The organism is Rhizobium sp. SG_E_25_P2 (genome assembly GCF_029892285.1).
In the GTDB taxonomy this organism is placed as follows: Bacteria; Pseudomonadota; Alphaproteobacteria; order Rhizobiales; family Rhizobiaceae; genus Rhizobium_E.
On the sequence record NZ_JARXVM010000002.1, the window covers coordinates 1 to 18,297 of the forward strand.

The window sequence follows — 18,297 nt, forward strand, 5'->3', positions numbered from 1 at the left end:
GCAAAAATCTGGTAACGCGGGGTGGAGCAGCCCGGTAGCTCGTCAGGCTCATAACCTGAAGGCCGCAGGTTCAAATCCTGCCCCCGCAACCAAAAGCAATTCCTAAAACGCCCAGTGATAAAATCACTGGGCGTTTTTGCGTTCAAAAAACCGCAGCGGGCAGCCAGACCTCACCGTTAAGACAAAATTAGTGATTAGAATGGCCACGGATTCAATAATCCAGGGATAGCCGGAAACACCGGCTTCCCTGCAGCGTTTCCCAGCGATACCGAGGCGCTCATGATGCATGACAAGAACAACACTGATCCGAATTCGCACGACGCTTCGAGGGCTCGGTTTGTCTCGCCCGTTATGACGGGGTGGGATCACGCCGCAATAACCAAGGCGGTTCGGGCGCTGGCGGACTGCCCTGTCCTCAGGTTATTCTCGGACGCCATGACCGTCGATCACCGCGTCCTTCACTAAAGCAGGCCGCCCAAAAGTCGTCGTAGGTTCCGGGACGGCGACATCCCAACAAACCAGAGACTTAAAACGTAAGGCGCCAATCCGAAAGATCGCGAGATCTGGCATTCGGTCCCCTGCCTACAGTTTTTCGGAGGTTTGACCGATGCGTGCGACGATCATCGCCGCCGGTCGGCAAAGTTCGGGGTTTCCCGATGGGATCGCTGAACTTTCTGGGCGAGGGCGACTATCCGCATCGCCCAGACCAGGACCGGTCAGCCTGCATTCCGCGCTGCCACCTGGGCGCGCTGATAGGTCTCCATCACCGCAGCCTAGTTCGGCGCCCCTGGGCGGCTTCCGGGCGGGCCCAAGTCCTGTGGAGTTCTGACAGAAGTGAATTTGTCGAGGTCGGTTTGACCCCGCCCTGGACAAATCGAGCAAGCGTAACCCGCGACGCCATTTCACTGGGATCACCAGACGCATCGATCATCGCATAGACATCGTATCCCGCCGCCCGCGCGTCGAGCGTCGGGCACATGACGCAGACGCTGGTCCAGACGCCGGCCATGACCAGCGTCTTGCGGCCGGTAGAGCGGACCACCGCAACGACATCGTCATTGTCCCAGGCGTTTCCTTCTCCCTTGCGCGCGACGTAAACGGCGTGCGGTGCAAACTCATATATTTCGGGCATCAGAGGGCCGTTGCTTCCAGATGGCTCCGAAATCCGCCGTGATCACGATATGTCCTATTCGACTTCGAAAATTGGGATGGAGTTTCCTTTTCACCGGGGTTCACGCAACTTTACTGAGATTAACTCGCGAATACTTCGCTTGTTGTCCATCATATGATTATCGACCAAGTCAAAATAAGCCTTGAAGATTGGTATTGAAGTTATTTATCACAAACATAAAATATCATTGGCGAAAAAATGTATGATGTCACATGAAGTATAATTTCCTGAGTTCTGGTTACATGAATATTATTAAATACAATTATGCAAAATAGGAATAAGCGAGAAATATCAATAGGAAGTCAATCGGCTCGGCGATGTTATGTTCAAGTCCATTCCCAATGACCCTGCGTCATTGACCTGACACCTATCGGAAGGAGACTATCATGCCTAAACTTTCACGTCGCGCCTTTGCCGGCGCCCTGCCTATGGGCCTCCTCGGAGGCAGCCTTTTCGGAGCGGCGATCATTGGACGCGCGACTGCGCCGGCTGCGGCGCAGGAAAGCGCTAAGTTGCCCGCAAGCGTTACGCCCCTTGCGCAGATCCGCATCGGTCGTTTCACGGTAACGGCGTTGACGGATGGATATGCCGATATGCCCTATGATTACTTTCCAGGGCGCAGTGCGGCCGACGTCGAGAAGGCGGCGGTCGCGCAGTTTACCGCCCGGCAGAGTGGCGTTCGGTTTCTCTTCAATCAGTATCTCGTTGAGGACGGGGAACGCCGACTCCTGATCGATGCCGGCGCCGCGGGCTCGATAGGGCAGACCGGGCAGCTGCCACAGGCGCTTGCCACGCTCGGCGTCAAACCCGACCAGATCGATGCGGTCATTGTGACGCACATGCATCAGGATCACATGGGTGGTCTAATCCTGGGCGGCGCGAACAACTACCCGAAGGCGGAACTTTACATTGATCGTCGCGACGTCAAGCACTGGACTGATCCGTCCAAGCGCAATGGCGCGCCGGATTATCTGCAGACCAGCTTCAGGATGGCGGAGGAGGTGGTTCGCCTGTATCCGCGGCTGCAGGCGATTGACGGAGAGCGCGAGATCATGCCGGGCGTTTCGATCGTCGACCTGACCGGCCATACGCCTGGCCACATCGGCGTGCGCATCGAGGATGCCGGGCAGAGCCTGATCATGGTTTCAGACATGATTTTTCCGGTCGTCCATCCTGGCGCGACCGATGTCTTCTTCCTCTTTGAACAAGATCCTGCCGCCGCCAAAGCGATGCGCGATCGGTTTTTCCCCCGCGCCGCCGCCGAAGGGGCGCTCATCGCTGCCACGCATATGCCCTTCCCCGGGCTCGGCCGTGTTGTGGCCGATCAGAACGAAATGCGCTGGCAGGTCGCAGACTGGGCCTTGCAGGAATAACAGCACGTCTCGATGATAGGATCCTATTGGCTCCTATCATCGACGGTTGGCATTACGCTCTGTTCCGCAGCCTTGCCGCGCTCAGCAAGTGTTGGGCGCGATGGAGATCACGATACTCAAACCCTTCGCTGAACTGTTTGTAGATCGGTTCAAGCATGCGACGGGTCTCGTCGAACCGTGATTGGTCCAGCAACGATGCAGCCAGATCGTTTGCCGCCCTTAATGTCCAGGAGCGCGCGCCGATACTGTTTGCGAAGTCCATCGCTCTTACAAGATTGGCCTGTGCCGCGGCATGTTGGCCATCGGCCGTGAAAATGGCGGCTTCTACGCGCAGTAACTCCGGCACACACCAGTTTTCATCCTGGATATCAGCGCGCTCGAAAGCAGTCCGAATGATTGTCTTTGCGCGCGCGAATTGCCCAATTTCGTACAAAGCTGAAGCGAAAATCCCGAGATAAAAGGGCTTCCGGATCCAATGGTTCAGCATCTGAAACTCCTCGACGGCGCGTGACATGCTGTCGATGGTCTCAAGCGTGAGACTGTTAGACAACATCGCGTGGGCGCCACGAAAGATGTGCGCAACCGGTCGCCAGGTGCCGATGCCATGCCGGGCGATATATAGCTCCAGGTCATCTATATAGCGGCCCAACTGAACGGTGTCGCCGTTCCAAAAGGCGATCGGGCAGGAGGCGGCAACAAGGGCGTTGCTCAGCGAAACCTCCTGTCCGTAGGCCACCGTTTTGTCCAGGTTTGTCCGCGCTGTCGCAGACGCGGTTTCGGGCAAGCCCATCAACCACTGGGACCAGGACAGGACGATGCCAACCGACGTTGCATCGAATTCGAAGCGTCCGTAGTGCGGGCTCTTTCCCCCGTCCAGACTGTTGCGCCATAAGGCGTCAACGCGCCTGGCGGCCGTTTCCAGTCGTCCGACCCCCACTTCGGCAAGCGCCAGCATGGTTTGTCCAGCGGGCAGCGCCGACGGGTCATTCGCATTCGCGACTGCAATGAAGGCGTTCAAACTCTCGATTGCGGCTTTGTGCTCGCCAACGAAAACCTGGTAGCCTGCGATCATTCTCAACGCGCGCAATTGATATTCTGTATCGGCGATGCCAACGGCAATGCCGAACGCTCGTTGCAATGCTTTGGGTATAACGGGCACCAGACCGCGCGTGAACATGATCGCATAGGCGTAAGACGTCTGCAGATGCATCTCTGTCGCCGTGCCCGTCATTCCGGCATCGTCTAATCGCTCAATCGCCTTGAGCAGGCGGCCGGAGCTTTCGCTTGGCGACGAAAATTGGCTCCACAGATGGTTGCCCGCGGCCGTCAACCTGATGAGCAGGCCAGACGCTGTCTGTGTCTGTTCGCACCAGTCCAACGCGGCGCGCAGATCATCCAGATATGGTCGGTACTCGGCCGCCCAGTCGTCCGCCGCGCGGTGCGGAACTTCACGGGCGGCATTTTCAAGAGTGGCGCAAATGAAATCGGCGTGCCGGTGTCGAACAATTGCTTCATCGCCATGTTCGCAGAGACGCTCCAGACTATAGAGACGCGTCGTTTCCAGCAGCCGGTACCGGAAGTCAGAACTGTCCGGGTCGACTGCGATCAGCGACTTGGCCGCGAGTTCTTCAAGGGCATGCCAGCTGTCGGAGGCAGGCCGATTGGCAATCGCCGATGCCCCATCTATGCTGAAGCTGCCCGCAAAAACGGAGAGGGTGCGAAGAAATGCGGCCTCGCCGGCGGGAAGCAGGTCGTAGCTCCAGGCGATCGTGGCCATCAAAGTACGTTGCCGCTCAAGACCCCCGCGCAGACCCTTGAGGAGACGGAACTGGTTGTCCAACTGATTGAGAATTTCACGGACGCCGAAAGCATCGACGCGCATCGCCGCCAGTTCTATCGCGAGGGCAACTCCCCTGAGTCTCCGGCAGATCTCGGCAACAATCGGCGCGCTCACATCATTGAGGTCAAAGGTTTCGAGCCGGTCTCTCGCGCGCGCGACGAAGAGTTGGATCGCCGGGAACTCCATTGCGCGCGCTGCGGTAATCGCTGCCGCGTTTGAAGGATATTCAAGCCCGGGAAGTATCCGGACATGCTCGCCGACGAGAGCGAGGGGTTCCCTGCTGGTCACGATAAGCCTGACCTGGGGCGCGTTTGCCAGGATCATGTCTGCGCAGTCCGCGGCTGATTGGGCGAGGTGCTCGCAATTGTCCAGCACCAGCAACAGTTTGCGCTCTGCCAGATGGCGTCGAAGCACGTTCACAGTGTCTGCGCCAAATGTTTCTATGCCCAAAGCCAGAGCGATCGTATCAAGCGCCAGGCTCGGCTCTTTAAGAGGGGCGAAATCGACCATCCAGACACCGTCGGGGAAACCTTCTTTGGCGTGGTTCGCGACAGCAATCGCCACTGTCGTCTTACCAATACCCCCGGGTCCGACGATCGACACCATTTTCCAGGTGTCGAGGTCACGGGATATACGCCTTATGATGTCCGCTCTGCCGATGATGTGGGTCGTCGTATGTGGCAGACTGTGGCGGATGCGTGTGGGAAGCGCGGCTCCAGCCGTCGCTGTGTGCAGCGGCGCAACAAATCGATAGCCTTGCCCGGGAACGGTTTCAATGAACTGCTCTGTTGCAGCGCTCTCGCCCAGGGCGCGACGTAGTAAGGCGATGTTGACCTTGAGATTGCTTTCATCGACCGTAACGCTTGGCCAAACGCGGGCATAAAGGTCAGCCTTGCTCACCACGTCTCCGGCGTGTTCGACGAGCACGGTCAATATATCCAGCGCACGACCACCGATCCGGACTGGAACCTCAGCCACTGTCAGCAACTGACGTTCCGGGACGAAAGAAAATCGTCCGAAGCTGTAGCTGGTATGCGCTTTATGCTGGAAGCTTTCCATAACCGTTCCCATGCGAGTGGAGATCGTCCTTGACGCGAAAACCACGGGAATATCCGGATTGTGTTTTCATGCTATGATTTGCAGGAGAGTTGCGGCGCGACGCAAATCGGAGGTCCATAGACCCTCGGAAAACTGACGGTAGGTGCTCGACAAAATGCTCTCCGCCTCATCACTGCCCCCCTTGTTGCGCCAGAGATCAACCAGTTGGATTGCCGCGCGGAGCTGCCAGGTGAGCGACCCGTGCCGTCGCGCCATCTCGATGGATCGGCTGTAGCAATCAGCAGCGGCCTCCAAATACCCTTTGCTCTCTCCAGCTCGAATAAAGTTCCCTCGCATCGTGAGCATTTCGGGAATTCCCCAATCCTGTCCGCTGCGAGCATAAAGCGCTATCGCGTCATCGATGCATCTCAGCGCTCCGTCCAAGTCGCCGCGCAAGGAGAGCAGGTGACCGTAATTGGCCAGGAAAGGCGGATATCGTAGTCCGAGGCCGCCGTTGCGAATTTCCGCCAGGATACGTCCGTAGGACTCCAGATCGACAGGGCGCCCCATGTCAATATGCAGTTTTACCCGCATGCAGGCTGCAACCGTGTTCCATAAAGTCAATTGATGTTCAGCCGCGTATTCCTCGGCAAAGTCGAGTTGGCGCTCGGTTTCCTCAAAGTTCCCCACGTAAAGTTCGACGCACACCGACGTGAGCAGGATCGCTGCGCATCGCGGCATCGCAAAATTTGCGACTTCTGCTTCGTCACGCTGGCGCCGGGCCATGGCAAGGGCCTGGTCCGAGAATCCTTGCAGCCAGAGAACCATGGCCAGCGATCCGCGCGCCTCTAGCCGCTGGTCGAATTCGAACCGAGACACATCCGTGCGGAGCGCTGAAAATGGAGCCGTGTCGAGGAAACTTTCAAGGTGTCGTCGCGCCGCTGCCAGATCGCCAAGCGAGTGGAGGGCGCTGCCCGTTTGCCCGTCCGCATTCGTTGCGGCGCGTCCTTCCTTCTTCGCCGCCGCAAGCTCCCGCACTCGGTTTGCGATTGCCAGCGATGATCGGGAGTCTCCTGCCCATAAATCATATTGGGAAAGACCTCTCAAACATTCCAGCTGAAGGTCAACATCTCCTAGAGTTTCAGCGATTTCTAACGCTTTGGAGAAAAGCAGCCGGACTTCGGGCAAGGGGCCGCGTGTGAACAGTTTGGCCGCCGCCTGCGCGAGGATAAGAAGAAGGTCGTCGCGCCTGGTTCGATGCATCAAGAAGGCGTCATCAAGGGCGCGTTCGACGGCCATCCTGTTTTCTTCAAGCAGCGACAACTTTTCCCAGTAGGAAATCGCAGCAACGGTCAGCCTCACGCCCAACGCCGGATTCCCCCGTCCGGAAAGACTGAAGGCCTGAGCATTGCGAATATCGTCGATTTTCGAGCCATAGCGCTTCAGCCAGGCAGAATTTGCCAAAGTGGCGCTGTCTTCTTTGGCTCGATCTACAATCTCAAATGCGTATTCAGCCTGACGACGACGAATAGACTCCAACTCCCTGCTCGCCGACAGTTTGGCAAAAGCGTAAGCGCGTGTCGTATCCAGCATCCTGTAGTCTATCTCGACATCCAGCGCATCGACGGCGACAAGGGATTTGGACACCAGGCTTGCGAGGTCGTCGACCACATGCCTGGGATCGATCGTTTCATCTGCGGCGACGGCGCACGCTGCGGCCAGACTGAAAGATCCTGCAAAAATCGAGAGGCGACGCATGGTCGTCTGTTCGCTGTCGGACAGGAGTTCGTAGCTCCAGTCAATCATCGCGGCCAAGGTTCGATGCCGTTCGGGACCCGCCCGACGACCCTGTAGCAAACGGAAGCGATCGTCGAGCCGCTCGAGCAATTCGGGGATGCTGAACGCATCTGTCCGCGCCGCGGCAAGTTCGATGGCCAGTGCAACACCGTCGAGCTTGCGACATATCGCGCCGACCTTGAGAGCGTCGACATCATTCAAGGTGAATTCCGGGTTGCGATCTGTCGCGCGCGCGACGAACAACCGGACGGCTGGAAAGGCGAGGGCCTCGCCCGCCGTTGTGACGATTGATGCCGGCGGCGTCTCCAAGCCTGACAGACGGCGCACCCGTTCGCCCCTGACACATAATGGCTCCCTGGATGTAGCCAGGATTTTTACTTTCCGTGCGCTGGTCAGAATTCGTTGAACGCAAATTGCAACCGAATCGATAAGGTGTTCGCAATTGTCCATCAGCAACAGCATGTCCCTGTCCTGCAGAAATGCGCAGAGGGCTGCTGTCATGTTGGCGGAATGCGCATTCAACCCGATCGCCGTTGCAATCGCGTTCGGCACCAGCGACGGCTCTTTGAGTGTGGCGAGATCGACAAGCCAAACGCCATCGGCAAACAGCCCTATGGCCTTTTCCGCAGCGGCAAGCGCGACGGTCGTTTTGCCGACGCCCCCCATGCCGACAATCGAGACAAGGCGGGCGTTTTCCAGGTCGTCCAGCATGGATCCGATGGAGTCTGTCCTACCCAAGACCTGTGTCGCGCCGATCGGCAGGTTATGGCTCTGTTCGGCCGGCGTCTCACCCGCATCGCTGCGATCAACAGCATCGCCAAGCCGGTTGGCCAAAACCGGTGCGATGAAACGATATCCTCGCCCAACGACCGTCGCGATATATTTCGGCGGAGCGCTTTCTCCAAGCGCACGCCTCACGATGCCCATGTTGACTTTCAGATTGGCGTCGTCAACGGACATTCCGGGCCAGACCCGCGCCAGCAGATCTCGCTTCTCCACGACTTCACCGGGGCGCTCGACGAGCAAGGTCAAGATGTCGAGCGCCCGTCCGCCAATCCGGACGGGCGTTTCGCCCTCCATGAGCTGTTGCCGTTCCGGAACGAGAACAAACGGGCCAAAGGCGTATGCGCGCTGGATCTGTTCGGATGGGTACGTCGCCAAGCCACTCTCCCTCATCCATCTATTCCTGGAATTGGCGAAACTATATCGAAGTTCGGCTCAGGTAAAAAATGGTAAATTTGGGTAAGGTCGCGAAAATGCGTGTTCGAGTTTTGACGCCGCGTCCGGCGCCATACAACTAGCAGAGTCATACCTAGAGTCGGCCATATCGGTATCGGACCCAACGGAAGTTAAAGGGTGTGTTGAGGGCGTTGGCAATTGTTCCAATCCTTGCCTCCCTGCGTGCTCCTGTGGTGTGGCAAGAGATGCTCTCGCTGCGCAGTTTGCAACTTTGCGATCGACGAAGTCGTGGATCAGAGGCGCCATTGGGTGATCAGATTGCGGACAATGTATGAGGATCGCGAAATCCGTGGCGCTGGAGAGCGCCAGGCCATGAGACGGGTCCGCCTCGCAATAGAAGATGTTCTCACCGTCGATATCGGCTGACCGGTAGTGGACGACGGGTTGTGTTGCTGCTGTTCCTACCGCGAAACTCTGACTATTTACCGGAATTAACCGGTCCGCCGTGACGTCGTTGCGTAGGGTTTGATCGCAACAGGAGAATCCTGAGCCTCCGCTTTGAGGCGACTGGCCAGATCATGGGTGAATTCAATGGGAGACAATCCGAGAGCCAGTTTTTTCGCGTTCGGGCCGCATCGTCTTTATCCGGTCGCGCGAATTTTGACGCGAGATGGGCTGACAGTGCAAATTGGAAGTCGGGCGTTCGACATGCTTGTGGCGCTTGTCGAGCGTCAAGGCGAAGTGGTTTCACGCAGAGAGCTGATGAATTTCGCCTGGCCTGGGCTCACTGTCGAGGATTCCAATGTCCGCGTGCAAATTGCCCATTTGCGTCGAGAAATTCACTGCGGTGAAAACGGCGAACGATATGTGGTGAGTGTCGCTGGGCGAGGATACAGTTTTGTCGCATCTGCCGAGTGGCGCGAGATGGTTGACGATGAGGACTCCTCGACTGCGCCGCCCCGCGTTCAAGACATGCCCCCATACGGACCGGCTTTGCCCGCTCGGTTGGCGAAACCAATTGGTCGGGAAGAAAACCTTGTCGAACTCGTCCAGATGATCGGCGAGCGACGGTTCGTGACTGTGGTGGGTGCGGGAGGCGTCGGCAAGACGACGCTGGTCGTTCTGGCTGCGCAGGAATTGAAACAGTTTGATCGCGTGCACTTCGTCGATCTGAGTTTGGCCGAAACCAGCGAGATGATCCTGCAGCGGATTGCCGTCGCTATGGGCCTTGAAGCGGAACCTGACATACGAAGCCGGCTCGTCGATAAATCCCATTCATGTCTCACCCTGTTGATCGTCGACAATTGCGAGCACTTGCTCGATGAGGTGGCGCAACTCATCGGTCCCCTGCTGCAGAAAGCACCCAAGCTGCATATCGTTGCGACAAGCAGAGAGGCCTTCCGGTTGCCAGGGGAGACTGTATATCTTTTAAAGCCGCTGGCCGTTCCGCCCCCGGCAAGCAGTCTGTCGGCTCTCCAGACGCGAACCTGGCCGGCCGTGCGGCTGTTCATAGATCGAGCTATTGATGGTGGGTATCAGGACGAAATCGACGACGAGCGAGCCGACCTGATTGCGGCGCTTTGTCGAAGGCTGGACGGCAACCCGCTCGCCATCGAACTTGTCGCCAGCCGGACGGGCGCTTATGGACTCGAAAGAGTGTCGGAACTGCTCGACAACCAGATGGCGATGTGCTGGCGCGGAAGCCGATATGCGCCGTTGAGGCAGCAGAACGTACAGTCAATGCTGGACTGGAGCTATGCCTGCCTGTCCGAGACTGACCAGATCGCTCTGCGGCGTCTGTCCATATTCACCTGCGAATTCTCGTTGGATGCAGCTCTGGCGGTCGCGGGCGGAGACGGGATTGAAGACGTTCAGCTCATCGGTGCGGTTGGAAATCTCGTGGACAAGTTCCTGCTGGTTTTCCAGGCGGAGAGGGGCCCTGCTCTCTTCAAGCTTCCTGGAATTACCAGGATGTATGCAGCCAACAAACTCACGAGTTCCGGGGAGCGCGGATGCATTGACAAACGGCACGCTGCTTACGAGCGCCGGGTAAATTCAATATCCGGCTTTGGTGAAGGCGGATTGAGGGAAGACGCGGCCAGAGCGAGCGTCGCCCCCTAGGGCGGGAAAGGCCGTTCGCGGGAGGGCGCCTGTCGATCGCAATGTCCTTGTGTCGCCCCCACGCCGCGCACAGGGTTCGGATCCAACCTATATTCGTTCCCTCACTGATATCGCGCGCTCATGATGTGCTTTCCTCAGTGAGCTTCCCGTTTGAGGAAGGGCGTCGTCAGTGACTTTCGCCCGGCCGCCGGGGATGCGGTGCTGCTGTATGTGGCGATCTCCTTCGGTCGTGGCCGGCATTGCCTTTACGGGAATTCACGTTGTTTAACTGCTGGTTTGCCGGGTTTCAGCTAGTCTGGAAATGAGCGATGCCCCAGGGATGGTGACCTTCCGGCAGCGTCAAGGAGGTCACAACGCTCATCGACCTCTGATGGAAAGGTATTCCCATGCAGAAACGCCCTGTCGACGCCGCCTTTACCCCGTCGGTCAAAGCCGCACAGGCCCGCAAAGGGTCACGCGGCATGTATGAGGGCATGAGCATGGGAAAGCATGTCGATGACCACTTGGCCCGTCTGATTGGGACGGTCCGCAGCTTTTACCTTGCCACCGCAAGCGCCGGTGGCCAGCCCTATATTCAACATCGCGGCGGTCCCCCTGGGTTTCTGCACGTGGTCAACCAGACGCGTTTGATATTCGCCGATTTCAAGGGCAATCGCCAATTCATCACAACCGGCAATCTGGCCGAGAACCCATTGTCGTTCATTTTCTTGATGGACTATGCGCACCGGCTCCGGATCAAGATTTGGGGCGCGGCCCAGGTGATCGAGGGGAATGCCGAGCTCGAGGCCAGCCTGAAACCTGCCAATTACCGTGCTGCTATAGAGCAAGTCATTGCATTTGACGTCGAAGCCTGGGACGCCAACTGTCCGCAACACATTCCGCAGATGTTCTTTGCCGAAGATGTCGAGACTGCCATTGCCGCTCGCGACGACAAAATTGCAAAACTGGAGGCTGAACTCGCCGCCCTACGCAGCGCGGCAGCATCGGAGGCCGTATCCCACCCGTCCTGATCGCGCGAATTGCGGGTTTTTCACCGGGGCGCTGTTTCATTCTTTCCATCCGAACCGAGGCCACGATCTGGCGCAACCGCAGCGAATTTCCGTGTGGGTGCGCCCGAGCACAAGAGTTTTTGGAGCGCAAATGGGCGAAAGAGCGGGGGCGCCGGCTCATCAACGTACTTTGAGCCATCATCGCGCACCGTATCCAAATAATTTAAACAAACCGCCCAGTGAAACAGTTCTTGGGCGGTTCTGCGTTCCGAGAACAGGCTTGCTAGGCCAAGGCGCTCGCGTTGGCTTCGTCTAACGGGTCCACAAATTCGGCGCGTCCCGCCAAAGCGGTCACGCAGTGGAAAGACCGGTTGAGCGGGGATCGAGGGTGCGTTTCGCCAGCGCGCGCGCCATGTCCAGAAATGCCTTCATGCCAGCGGTGAGATGCCGCCGACCGGGATAATAGAAGCAGAGACCGGCATAAACAGGTGTCCAGTCGCCGAGCAGGCGGACCACCGTTCCCGCCTCGATATCGGCCAGAATATCCTGTTCGATAACATAGCCTATGCCCGCGCCTTGCAGCACTGCGGTCCTGACGAGACTGGTTTCGTCCAGCGTGATCTGCCCCTTGACGTCGATGTGAAGCGGCTCGCCATTGTGCTCGAAACGCCATGGATACAAAGAGCCGTCGGGCAGCCGCACGCGAATGCATTTGTGCCCGACGAGATCCGCCGGCGCCGCTGGCGCGCCGTGCTGGCCGAGATAACCGGGCGAACAGACGACGGCATGTCTGAGCGGCCGGCCAAGCGACACCGAAATCATGTCGCTCGGGACCAGATTGGCCGCCCTGACCCCGAGATCGAACCCGTCTCTGACGATATCGACCATTTTTCCCTCGGTGACCAGATCGACATTCATGTCGGGGTAACGCTCGATAAACTCGAGCACGAGCGGCGCGAGGATGGCGCGGGCGGCGAAGGGCGCGGCGTTGATGCGTATTGTGCCCATCGGCGTGGCGCGCTGTGCGCGCACCGCCTCCAATGCGCCGTATATATCCTGAAGCGAGGGAGCGACGCGCTGGACAAATTGCTGGCCCGCGTCAGTCAGGGCGACGCTGCGCGTGGTCCTGTTGAACAGCCTTACCCCGAGATTGGCCTCGAGCTTGGCGATCATATGACTGAGCGCGGTGGTGGATGTGCCGATCTCGATGGCCGCCGCGCGGAAAGTGCCGCGACGCGCGATGGCGATGACGGCGTCGAGTTCTCGCAGAGAGGCGATACCGGGGATCATCGATTGGGACTCACGCGATGGCTTGTAAACGGCATGCCGGCGGCCGTCGAAATCCGTGACCGATGCCCTCGGCGTCGCTCTGCGGTTTTCTCCTCGCCGGACGACACAAGGGATCCGGCCACATGAGGGCGTGTCGATGATTCCTGGCCAAACTGCATTGTCCCGATCTCTTCATGTCTGGATGCCGATTCATCCCACTTATTGATATATCGCCGATGGTCTATCTGTCTGCAAGACACCGCAAGATTGGAGATCATCATGAACCTGCCGCCCATCCTGGCCGCCTATTTCGAGGCCGACCGCCGCAATGACGCCGACGCATTGGTCGAAACCTTCACCGACACCGCCATTGTCGACGATGAACGGGTTCGGCGAGAAGGCAAAGAAGAGATCCGCCGCTGGTGGAGGGAGGCCAAGCAGGCCTCGCAATTCGTCGCCGAACCGCTCGATCTACGCGACGCCGACGGCGTCTTCCATGTGGCCGCCAAAGTCAGCGGACAGTTTCCGGGCAGTCCGGTCATGCTCACCCATAGTTTTACCGTTGAGGCCGGTAAAATCGCCATGCTGGAGATCCGGTGATGGCCGATTTCATGACCCTCGCAGGCAAGCGCGCCCTGATCACGGCCGGCAGCAAAGGGACCGGCGCGGCGACCGTCAGCGTCTTTCGCGCCCTTGGCGCGTGGGTGTTGACGACGGCGCGGACACGCCCGGACGATCTTCCGGAAGACATGTTCGTGGAGGCGGATCTGACCACGGAACATGGATGCGCAGCGGTGGCGGAGGCCGCCCGCGCTCGGTTCGGCGGCGTCGACGTGATCGTCCATATGCTTGGCGGGTCATCGGCTCCCGGCGGCGGCTTTTCGGCGCTGACGGATGACGACTGGCGCAGGGAATTGGAGCTTAACCTGTTCCCGGCCGTCAGGCTGGATCGCCTGCTGATTCCGGATATGGTCGAGCGAGGGGATGGCGTGGTCATCCATGTCACGTCCATCCAGAGCGTATTGCCGCTACCCCAATCGACGACCGCCTATGCGGCGGCGAAAGCGGCGCTTTCCACCTACAGCAAGGCGATCTCGAAGGAGGTGTCGCCGAGGGGCGTCAGGGTCGTTCGAGTATCCCCCGGATGGATCGAGACGGAAGCCTCCATTCATCTCGCCGAACGTCTCGCCAAACAGGCCGGCTCCGACCTGGAGGGCGGCAAAAGGATCATCATGGAGGGGCTGGGCGGCATCCCGCTGGGTCGTCCCGCCAAGCCGGGCGAGGTCGCGGATCTGATCGCCTTTCTGGCGTCCGATCGGGCGGCGTCGATCACCGGCGCTGAATTCACCATCGACGGGGGCACTGTGCCGACCGCCTGAGCGGGCGCGTCGATGTCGTCCGCCCGGGCCGCCGCACAGGGCTGCATTTACGCCAGGCGGTGGCTGTCGTCGTGGCGTTGACAATCAACGATTGGGAGGAGTGCGGCGCTGACGATCCGGCGCGAGAAAAGCCCCGTGCGGTGAAGCCCTGCGGATGTGAAGATCCCGACAACGTCATCGTCAATGCCGCCTGCAACGCCACAGATATCCGATACGCGATTGTCTGGTGACGCTGGTCAGGCTGCTGAAAGAGATGGCTTCGTTTGGATAAGCCAGGCTGATGACATCATGGCGACCATTGCGCGAACAGGGTCGTCCCAGACACCGAGGCTTCACACATCGAGAACCAGCGACCCGGTGGTCTGACGGCCTTCGAGCATCGCATGCGCCTGCGCCGCATCCGACAGCGGACGGCGATCGGGCTCTTTGATCCGGACCGCGCCGCTGACAAGGCGCGAGAAAAGATCGGCGCAGCGGGCAAGCAGTTCGTCGCGTTCTTCGACATAATCGAACAGCACGGGGCGATTGGCCGAAATCGAGCCATGGGCGGCGAGGTCGGACAGCTTGAAGCCGTCGATCATGCCGGAGGATTGGCCGAAGCTCACGAACATGCCGCGTTTTTTCAAACATTGCAGCGAACCGCGCCAGGTGTCGGCGCCGACGCTGTCATAGACGGCGGCGCAGCCCTTGCCGCCGGTGATCTCCTTGACCGCTTTGACGAAATCGTCGCGCCGGTAGTCGATCACATGTTCATAGCCATGCGCTTTGGCGAGCGCGACTTTCTCTGGGCTGCCTGCCGTGCCGATGGCATGCGCGCCGAGCGCCTTCAGCCATTGTCCCAAGATCAGGCCGACGCCGCCAGCGGCGGCGTGGACGAGGATATGGTCGCCGGGCTTCACGCAATAAGAGGAGGTGACGAGATATTGCGCCGTCAGCCCTTTGAGGAGCGAGCCGGCGACAACCGTGTCGCTGAGACCGTCGGGGATCTTCACACATCGGTCGGCCTCGATCAGCCGCTCCTCGCAATAGGCGCCGAAGCGGGAGACATAGGCGACGCGGTCGCCAATGGCGACATCGTGGACATCGGGGCCGACAGCCGTGATGACGCCGGCGGCTTCCGCGCCCGGGATGAGTGTTTTCTCAGGCCAGGGATAGAGGCCGCTGCGATAGTAGACGTCGATGAAGTTAACGCCGATCGCGCGGTGGCGGATCCGGACTTCGCCCGGACCGGGCGCACTGAGCTCGACATCGCTCCACACCATCGCGTCGGGTCCCCCCGGCGCGGCTGCCAGCATCGCTTTCATGATGTCCCCCCGGACCTGGTTATTTCACGTCGAATTCGGGATCGGCGGGCACCTGCATGGCGATCGCCAGATGGTTGGTCTGCGCCGCCAGCCCGATCACCGCCAGCAGTTCTCCATGCTGGGCGTCGGTCATGCCGCGGGCGCGGGCGGCCGCCGTGTGCGACTGGATGCAATATTGGCAGCTATTGGCGGTGGAGACGGCGATATAGATCATCTCGCGGGTCAGCGGGTCGAGCGCGCCCTCCACCGCCATCACCGATTTCAGGCTTTCCCACACCCGTTTGAGATTGGGGGGATCATTGGCGAGCGCCCGCCAGAAATTGTTGATGAAGTCGTTCTTGCGGGTCGTGCGGATGTCGTCGAACACCGCTTTCACAGCAGGGATCGCCTCGGCGTCGGCGTCGGTCAGAAGTTTGACAGTGGCCATGGTTCTTGCTCCTTACGCGTGCGCCCAGTCCCAATAGAGCGCCCGCGCCTTGCGGGCGAGCGGGCCGAAATCGAGCCGTTTGTCGTCGAAAGCGACGATCGGCACGACCTTGGACATGTTGCCGCTTGAGAAAATCTCGTCGGCCTCGCGGAAATCCTGAACCGTCAATGTCTTCTCATGTACGGTCACGCCGGCCTCGCGCAGGAGCTTGATGACGCGTTGGCGGGTGATGCCATCGAGGAAGGTGCCGTTCGGAACCGGGGTGAACACCTCGCCGCCACGGGCCATGAACACATTGGCGGTGGCAAGCTCGGCAACATTGCCGATCACGTCGGTGACCAGCGCATTGTGAAAGCCCTTGGCTTTGGCTTCGCGCATCATGCGGGCATTGTTGGGATAGAGGCAGGCGGCCTTGGCGTTGACGGGCATGACCTCCAGCGTCGGGCGGCGGAAGCTGGTGGTGGTGATGGTGAAGCCCTTGGGCTCGACCATCGGGATTTCCTCAAGGCACAGCGCAAAATCGGTGGAGTCGGCCAGCGGCGGCACGGTGCCGGCGTCGCTCTCCTCGGCCCAATACATCGGGCGGATATAGACATCCGTGCCGGGGGCGAATTTCTTCAGGCCCTCGCGGGTCAGCGTCTCGATATCCGAACCTGTGAGCGTGGGGTTGAGGCCGAGCGCGGTCGCGGAGGCGTTGACGCGTGCGCAGTGGCGGTCGAGATCGGGGGACACGCCTTCAAACAGGCGCGCGCCGTCAAACACCAGCGAGCCGAGCCAGGTGGCGTGCGAGGCGGCGCCGAGAATGCGGACATCGCCTTCATGCCAGGCGCCTTTGTAATAGGTCCAGGTGGTTTTCGTGCTCATGGCTGTTTCCTCATTTCGTCTTCTTGTGCGGGTGTCTCAGTGAACCGCCGCATACATGATTTTCTCTTCGGTCGCTTCGGTCGGCGAAAATTCCTCGACGATGCGGCCCTGGCGGCAGACCAGGATGCGGTCCGACAGGTTCAGGATTTCCGGAAGGTAGGAGGAAATCACCACGACGGCCAGCCCCTCATCGGCGAGCCGGTTGATGATCTGGTGGATCTCGGCGATCGCGCCGACATCGACGCCGCGGGTCGGTTCGTCGAAAATGACGATCTCCGGCTTCTGCACCAGGCCCTTGCCGATCACCACCTTCTGCTGATTGCCGCCCGAGAGTTCGACGACGCGGGCATTGTCATTGATGGCGCGGACATTCAGCGTCTTCGACCAGTCCTTGGACAGCGCCTGCATTTCGGCATAGCTGATGATCTTGCTCTTTTCGCGGTCGGCGGCGAGCAGGCCGCCGAACATGTTTTCGGCGATCGACATGGTTTCGAAGAAGCCTTCGGATTTGCGGTCCTCGGTGACATAGACGATGCCGTCCTTCACCGCCTGGCGCGGCACGACATAGCGGACGGGCCTGTCATTGAGTTCGATCGAGCCGCCGCGCAGGAAATCGCGCTTGTAGATGCCGGAGACGATCTTGAAGGTTTCGGTGCGGCCCGAGCCGATCAGGCCAAAGACGCCGGTGATCTGGCCCTGGAAGATCGAGAACGAGTTGTTGCGCACCGCGGCGCCCATGGAGATGTCCTGGACGGACAGCACCTTCTTGCCGGCCTTGCGGATCTTGCTCTCGTCGCGCTGGCGATAGAGTTCGGCCGACAGGGTGCGGCCGACCATGGCGGCGATGATCTTGTCGCGGTCGAAGTCTTTCGTTTCGCCTGAAGCGACGAGTTCGCCGTCGCGCAGGATGGTGATGCGGTCCGACAGCATCAGCGCCTCTTCCAGCGCATGGCTGATGAAGACGATGGAGACGCCGCGCGCCTTGAGCCGCCGGATGAGCGCAAAGAAATGGCGCTTTTCCTCCGGGGTCAACGTCGCAGTCGGCTCGTCGAAGATGATGACTTCGGCGTTGTGATGCACGGCGCGGGCGATCTCGACCATCTGCTTCTTGGCGGCGCCGAGCGTCTCGACCATGGCGGTGGGATCGACGGAGAAATTCAGCGACTGCAGGAATTGCTGGGCGGAGATATAGATGCCGCGCAGGCGGTTGAGGAATTTCTCCGAGCCGAGATAGAGGTTCTGCGCCACCGTCATCGAGCCCACCAGCGAGGTCTCCTGAAACACCATGGCGATGCCGGCTTCGAGCGCGTCATTGGGCGTGGCATAGATCGTCTCGACGCCCTTGTGGAACAGTTTGCCGGATGAGGGCTCGACGACGCCGGCGATCATCTTGGTGAGCGTCGACTTGCCTGCGCCGTTTTCGCCGAGCAAAGCATGGATCTCGCCGCGCTTGAGCTCGAAGGTGACATTCTTCACCGCCGGCACGCCGCGATAGAGTTTGTAGATGTTTTCGAGCCGGATGATCGTATCCATGATGTCTTCTCCG

General features: G+C 59.6%; 14 protein-coding genes and 1 tRNA gene. 7 read left to right on the forward strand and 8 right to left on the reverse strand.

Translation table 11 applies throughout. From position 1 onward, the window contains the following. Positions 1 to 15: 15 nt before the first annotated feature. Positions 16 to 92 (forward strand) — tRNA-Met (locus M2360_RS03940). A gap of 671 nt (positions 93 to 763) precedes the next feature. Here the strand turns inward: M2360_RS03940 and M2360_RS03945 are convergent. Beyond that, the gene (locus M2360_RS03945) at positions 764 to 1,132 is read right to left on the reverse strand and encodes an isochorismatase family protein (protein WP_280773088.1); all 369 of its coding nucleotides are present in this window, start codon (positions 1,130 to 1,132) and stop codon (positions 764 to 766) included. Between the two features lie 425 nt (positions 1,133 to 1,557). Between M2360_RS03945 and M2360_RS03950 the strand changes: the two genes are divergently transcribed. Next, positions 1,558 to 2,544, forward strand: coding sequence for an MBL fold metallo-hydrolase (locus M2360_RS03950; RefSeq protein WP_280773089.1), 987 nt, complete (start codon positions 1,558 to 1,560; stop codon positions 2,542 to 2,544). A 52-nt stretch (positions 2,545 to 2,596) separates the two neighbouring features. On the opposite strand, the gene M2360_RS03955 is transcribed toward M2360_RS03950, so the two are convergent. Next, positions 2,597 to 5,443 (reverse strand): winged helix-turn-helix domain-containing protein, encoded by a 2,847-nt coding sequence (locus tag M2360_RS03955; RefSeq protein ID WP_280773090.1) that lies wholly within the window; start codon positions 5,441 to 5,443, stop codon positions 2,597 to 2,599. Between the two features lie 66 nt (positions 5,444 to 5,509). Beyond that, positions 5,510 to 8,380 (reverse strand): winged helix-turn-helix domain-containing protein, encoded by a 2,871-nt coding sequence (locus tag M2360_RS03960; RefSeq protein WP_280773091.1) that lies wholly within the window; start codon positions 8,378 to 8,380, stop codon positions 5,510 to 5,512. A gap of 609 nt (positions 8,381 to 8,989) precedes the next feature. Here M2360_RS03960 and M2360_RS03965 point away from each other — a divergent pair. The 3 genes from M2360_RS03965 (at position 8,990) to M2360_RS03975 (ending at position 11,702) form a co-directional block, all read left to right on the forward strand. Beyond that, complete coding sequence (locus tag M2360_RS03965) at positions 8,990 to 10,519, forward strand: winged helix-turn-helix domain-containing protein (protein ID WP_280773092.1); 1,530 nt, start codon at positions 8,990 to 8,992, stop codon at positions 10,517 to 10,519. Between the two features lie 386 nt (positions 10,520 to 10,905). Further along, the gene (locus M2360_RS03970) at positions 10,906 to 11,529 is read left to right on the forward strand and encodes a pyridoxamine 5'-phosphate oxidase family protein (RefSeq protein ID WP_280773093.1); all 624 of its coding nucleotides are present in this window, start codon (positions 10,906 to 10,908) and stop codon (positions 11,527 to 11,529) included. 47 nt (positions 11,530 to 11,576) lie between these two features. After that, a complete protein-coding gene (locus M2360_RS03975; RefSeq protein WP_280773568.1) occupies positions 11,577 to 11,702 on the forward strand; it encodes a DUF1348 family protein in 126 nt (41 codons plus the stop codon). Positions 11,703 to 11,859: 157 nt separating this feature from the next. On the opposite strand, the gene M2360_RS03980 is transcribed toward M2360_RS03975, so the two are convergent. Next, a complete protein-coding gene (locus tag M2360_RS03980; protein WP_280773094.1) occupies positions 11,860 to 12,798 on the reverse strand; it encodes a LysR family transcriptional regulator in 939 nt (312 codons plus the stop codon). 258 nt (positions 12,799 to 13,056) lie between these two features. Here M2360_RS03980 and M2360_RS03985 point away from each other — a divergent pair, with 258 nt between their 5' ends. Further along, positions 13,057 to 13,377 carry a nuclear transport factor 2 family protein gene (locus tag M2360_RS03985; protein ID WP_280773095.1) on the forward strand — a complete coding sequence of 107 codons (321 nt, stop codon included), beginning with the start codon at positions 13,057 to 13,059 and terminating at the stop codon, positions 13,375 to 13,377. After that, the gene (locus tag M2360_RS03990) at positions 13,377 to 14,156 is read left to right on the forward strand and encodes an SDR family oxidoreductase (RefSeq protein ID WP_280773096.1); all 780 of its coding nucleotides are present in this window, start codon (positions 13,377 to 13,379) and stop codon (positions 14,154 to 14,156) included. Before M2360_RS03985 ends, M2360_RS03990 begins: the two co-directional genes overlap by 1 nt. 332 nt (positions 14,157 to 14,488) lie before the next feature. Here the strand turns inward: M2360_RS03990 and M2360_RS03995 are convergent, their stop codons facing one another. The 4 genes from M2360_RS03995 to M2360_RS04010 are packed head-to-tail and all read right to left on the reverse strand — an operon-like array spanning position 14,489 to position 18,284. Then, positions 14,489 to 15,463 carry a quinone oxidoreductase gene (locus tag M2360_RS03995; protein WP_280773570.1) on the reverse strand — a complete coding sequence of 325 codons (975 nt, stop codon included), beginning with the start codon at positions 15,461 to 15,463 and terminating at the stop codon, positions 14,489 to 14,491. 16 nt (positions 15,464 to 15,479) lie between these two features. Beyond that, complete coding sequence (locus M2360_RS04000) at positions 15,480 to 15,887, reverse strand: carboxymuconolactone decarboxylase family protein (protein ID WP_280773097.1); 408 nt, start codon at positions 15,885 to 15,887, stop codon at positions 15,480 to 15,482. A 12-nt stretch (positions 15,888 to 15,899) separates the two neighbouring features. Continuing rightward, positions 15,900 to 16,751 (reverse strand): branched-chain amino acid aminotransferase, encoded by an 852-nt coding sequence (locus M2360_RS04005; RefSeq protein WP_280773098.1) that lies wholly within the window; start codon positions 16,749 to 16,751, stop codon positions 15,900 to 15,902. 36 nt (positions 16,752 to 16,787) lie between these two features. Then, positions 16,788 to 18,284 carry a sugar ABC transporter ATP-binding protein gene (locus M2360_RS04010; protein ID WP_280773099.1) on the reverse strand — a complete coding sequence of 499 codons (1,497 nt, stop codon included), beginning with the start codon at positions 18,282 to 18,284 and terminating at the stop codon, positions 16,788 to 16,790. Between the last annotated feature and the right edge of the window lie 13 nt (positions 18,285 to 18,297).

What these genes read in the sequence shown, in the direction of transcription:
- M2360_RS03945 (WP_280773088.1), bottom strand. Translation starts at nt 1,132, where the DNA reads ATGCCCGAAATATATGAGTTTGCACCGCACGCCGTTTACGTCGCGCGC.
- M2360_RS03950 (WP_280773089.1), top strand. Translation starts at nt 1,558, where the DNA reads ATGCCTAAACTTTCACGTCGCGCCTTTGCCGGCGCCCTGCCTATGGGC.
- M2360_RS03955 (WP_280773090.1), bottom strand. Translation starts at nt 5,443, where the DNA reads ATGGAAAGCTTCCAGCATAAAGCGCATACCAGCTACAGCTTCGGACGA.
- M2360_RS03965 (WP_280773092.1), top strand. Translation starts at nt 8,990, where the DNA reads ATGGGAGACAATCCGAGAGCCAGTTTTTTCGCGTTCGGGCCGCATCGT.
- M2360_RS03970 (WP_280773093.1), top strand. Translation starts at nt 10,906, where the DNA reads ATGCAGAAACGCCCTGTCGACGCCGCCTTTACCCCGTCGGTCAAAGCC.
- M2360_RS03980 (WP_280773094.1), bottom strand. Translation starts at nt 12,798, where the DNA reads ATGATCCCCGGTATCGCCTCTCTGCGAGAACTCGACGCCGTCATCGCC.
- M2360_RS03985 (WP_280773095.1), top strand. Translation starts at nt 13,057, where the DNA reads ATGAACCTGCCGCCCATCCTGGCCGCCTATTTCGAGGCCGACCGCCGC.
- M2360_RS03990 (WP_280773096.1), top strand. Translation starts at nt 13,377, where the DNA reads ATGGCCGATTTCATGACCCTCGCAGGCAAGCGCGCCCTGATCACGGCC.
- M2360_RS04000 (WP_280773097.1), bottom strand. Translation starts at nt 15,887, where the DNA reads ATGGCCACTGTCAAACTTCTGACCGACGCCGACGCCGAGGCGATCCCT.
- M2360_RS04005 (WP_280773098.1), bottom strand. Translation starts at nt 16,751, where the DNA reads ATGAGCACGAAAACCACCTGGACCTATTACAAAGGCGCCTGGCATGAA.
- M2360_RS04010 (WP_280773099.1), bottom strand. Translation starts at nt 18,284, where the DNA reads ATGGATACGATCATCCGGCTCGAAAACATCTACAAACTCTATCGCGGC.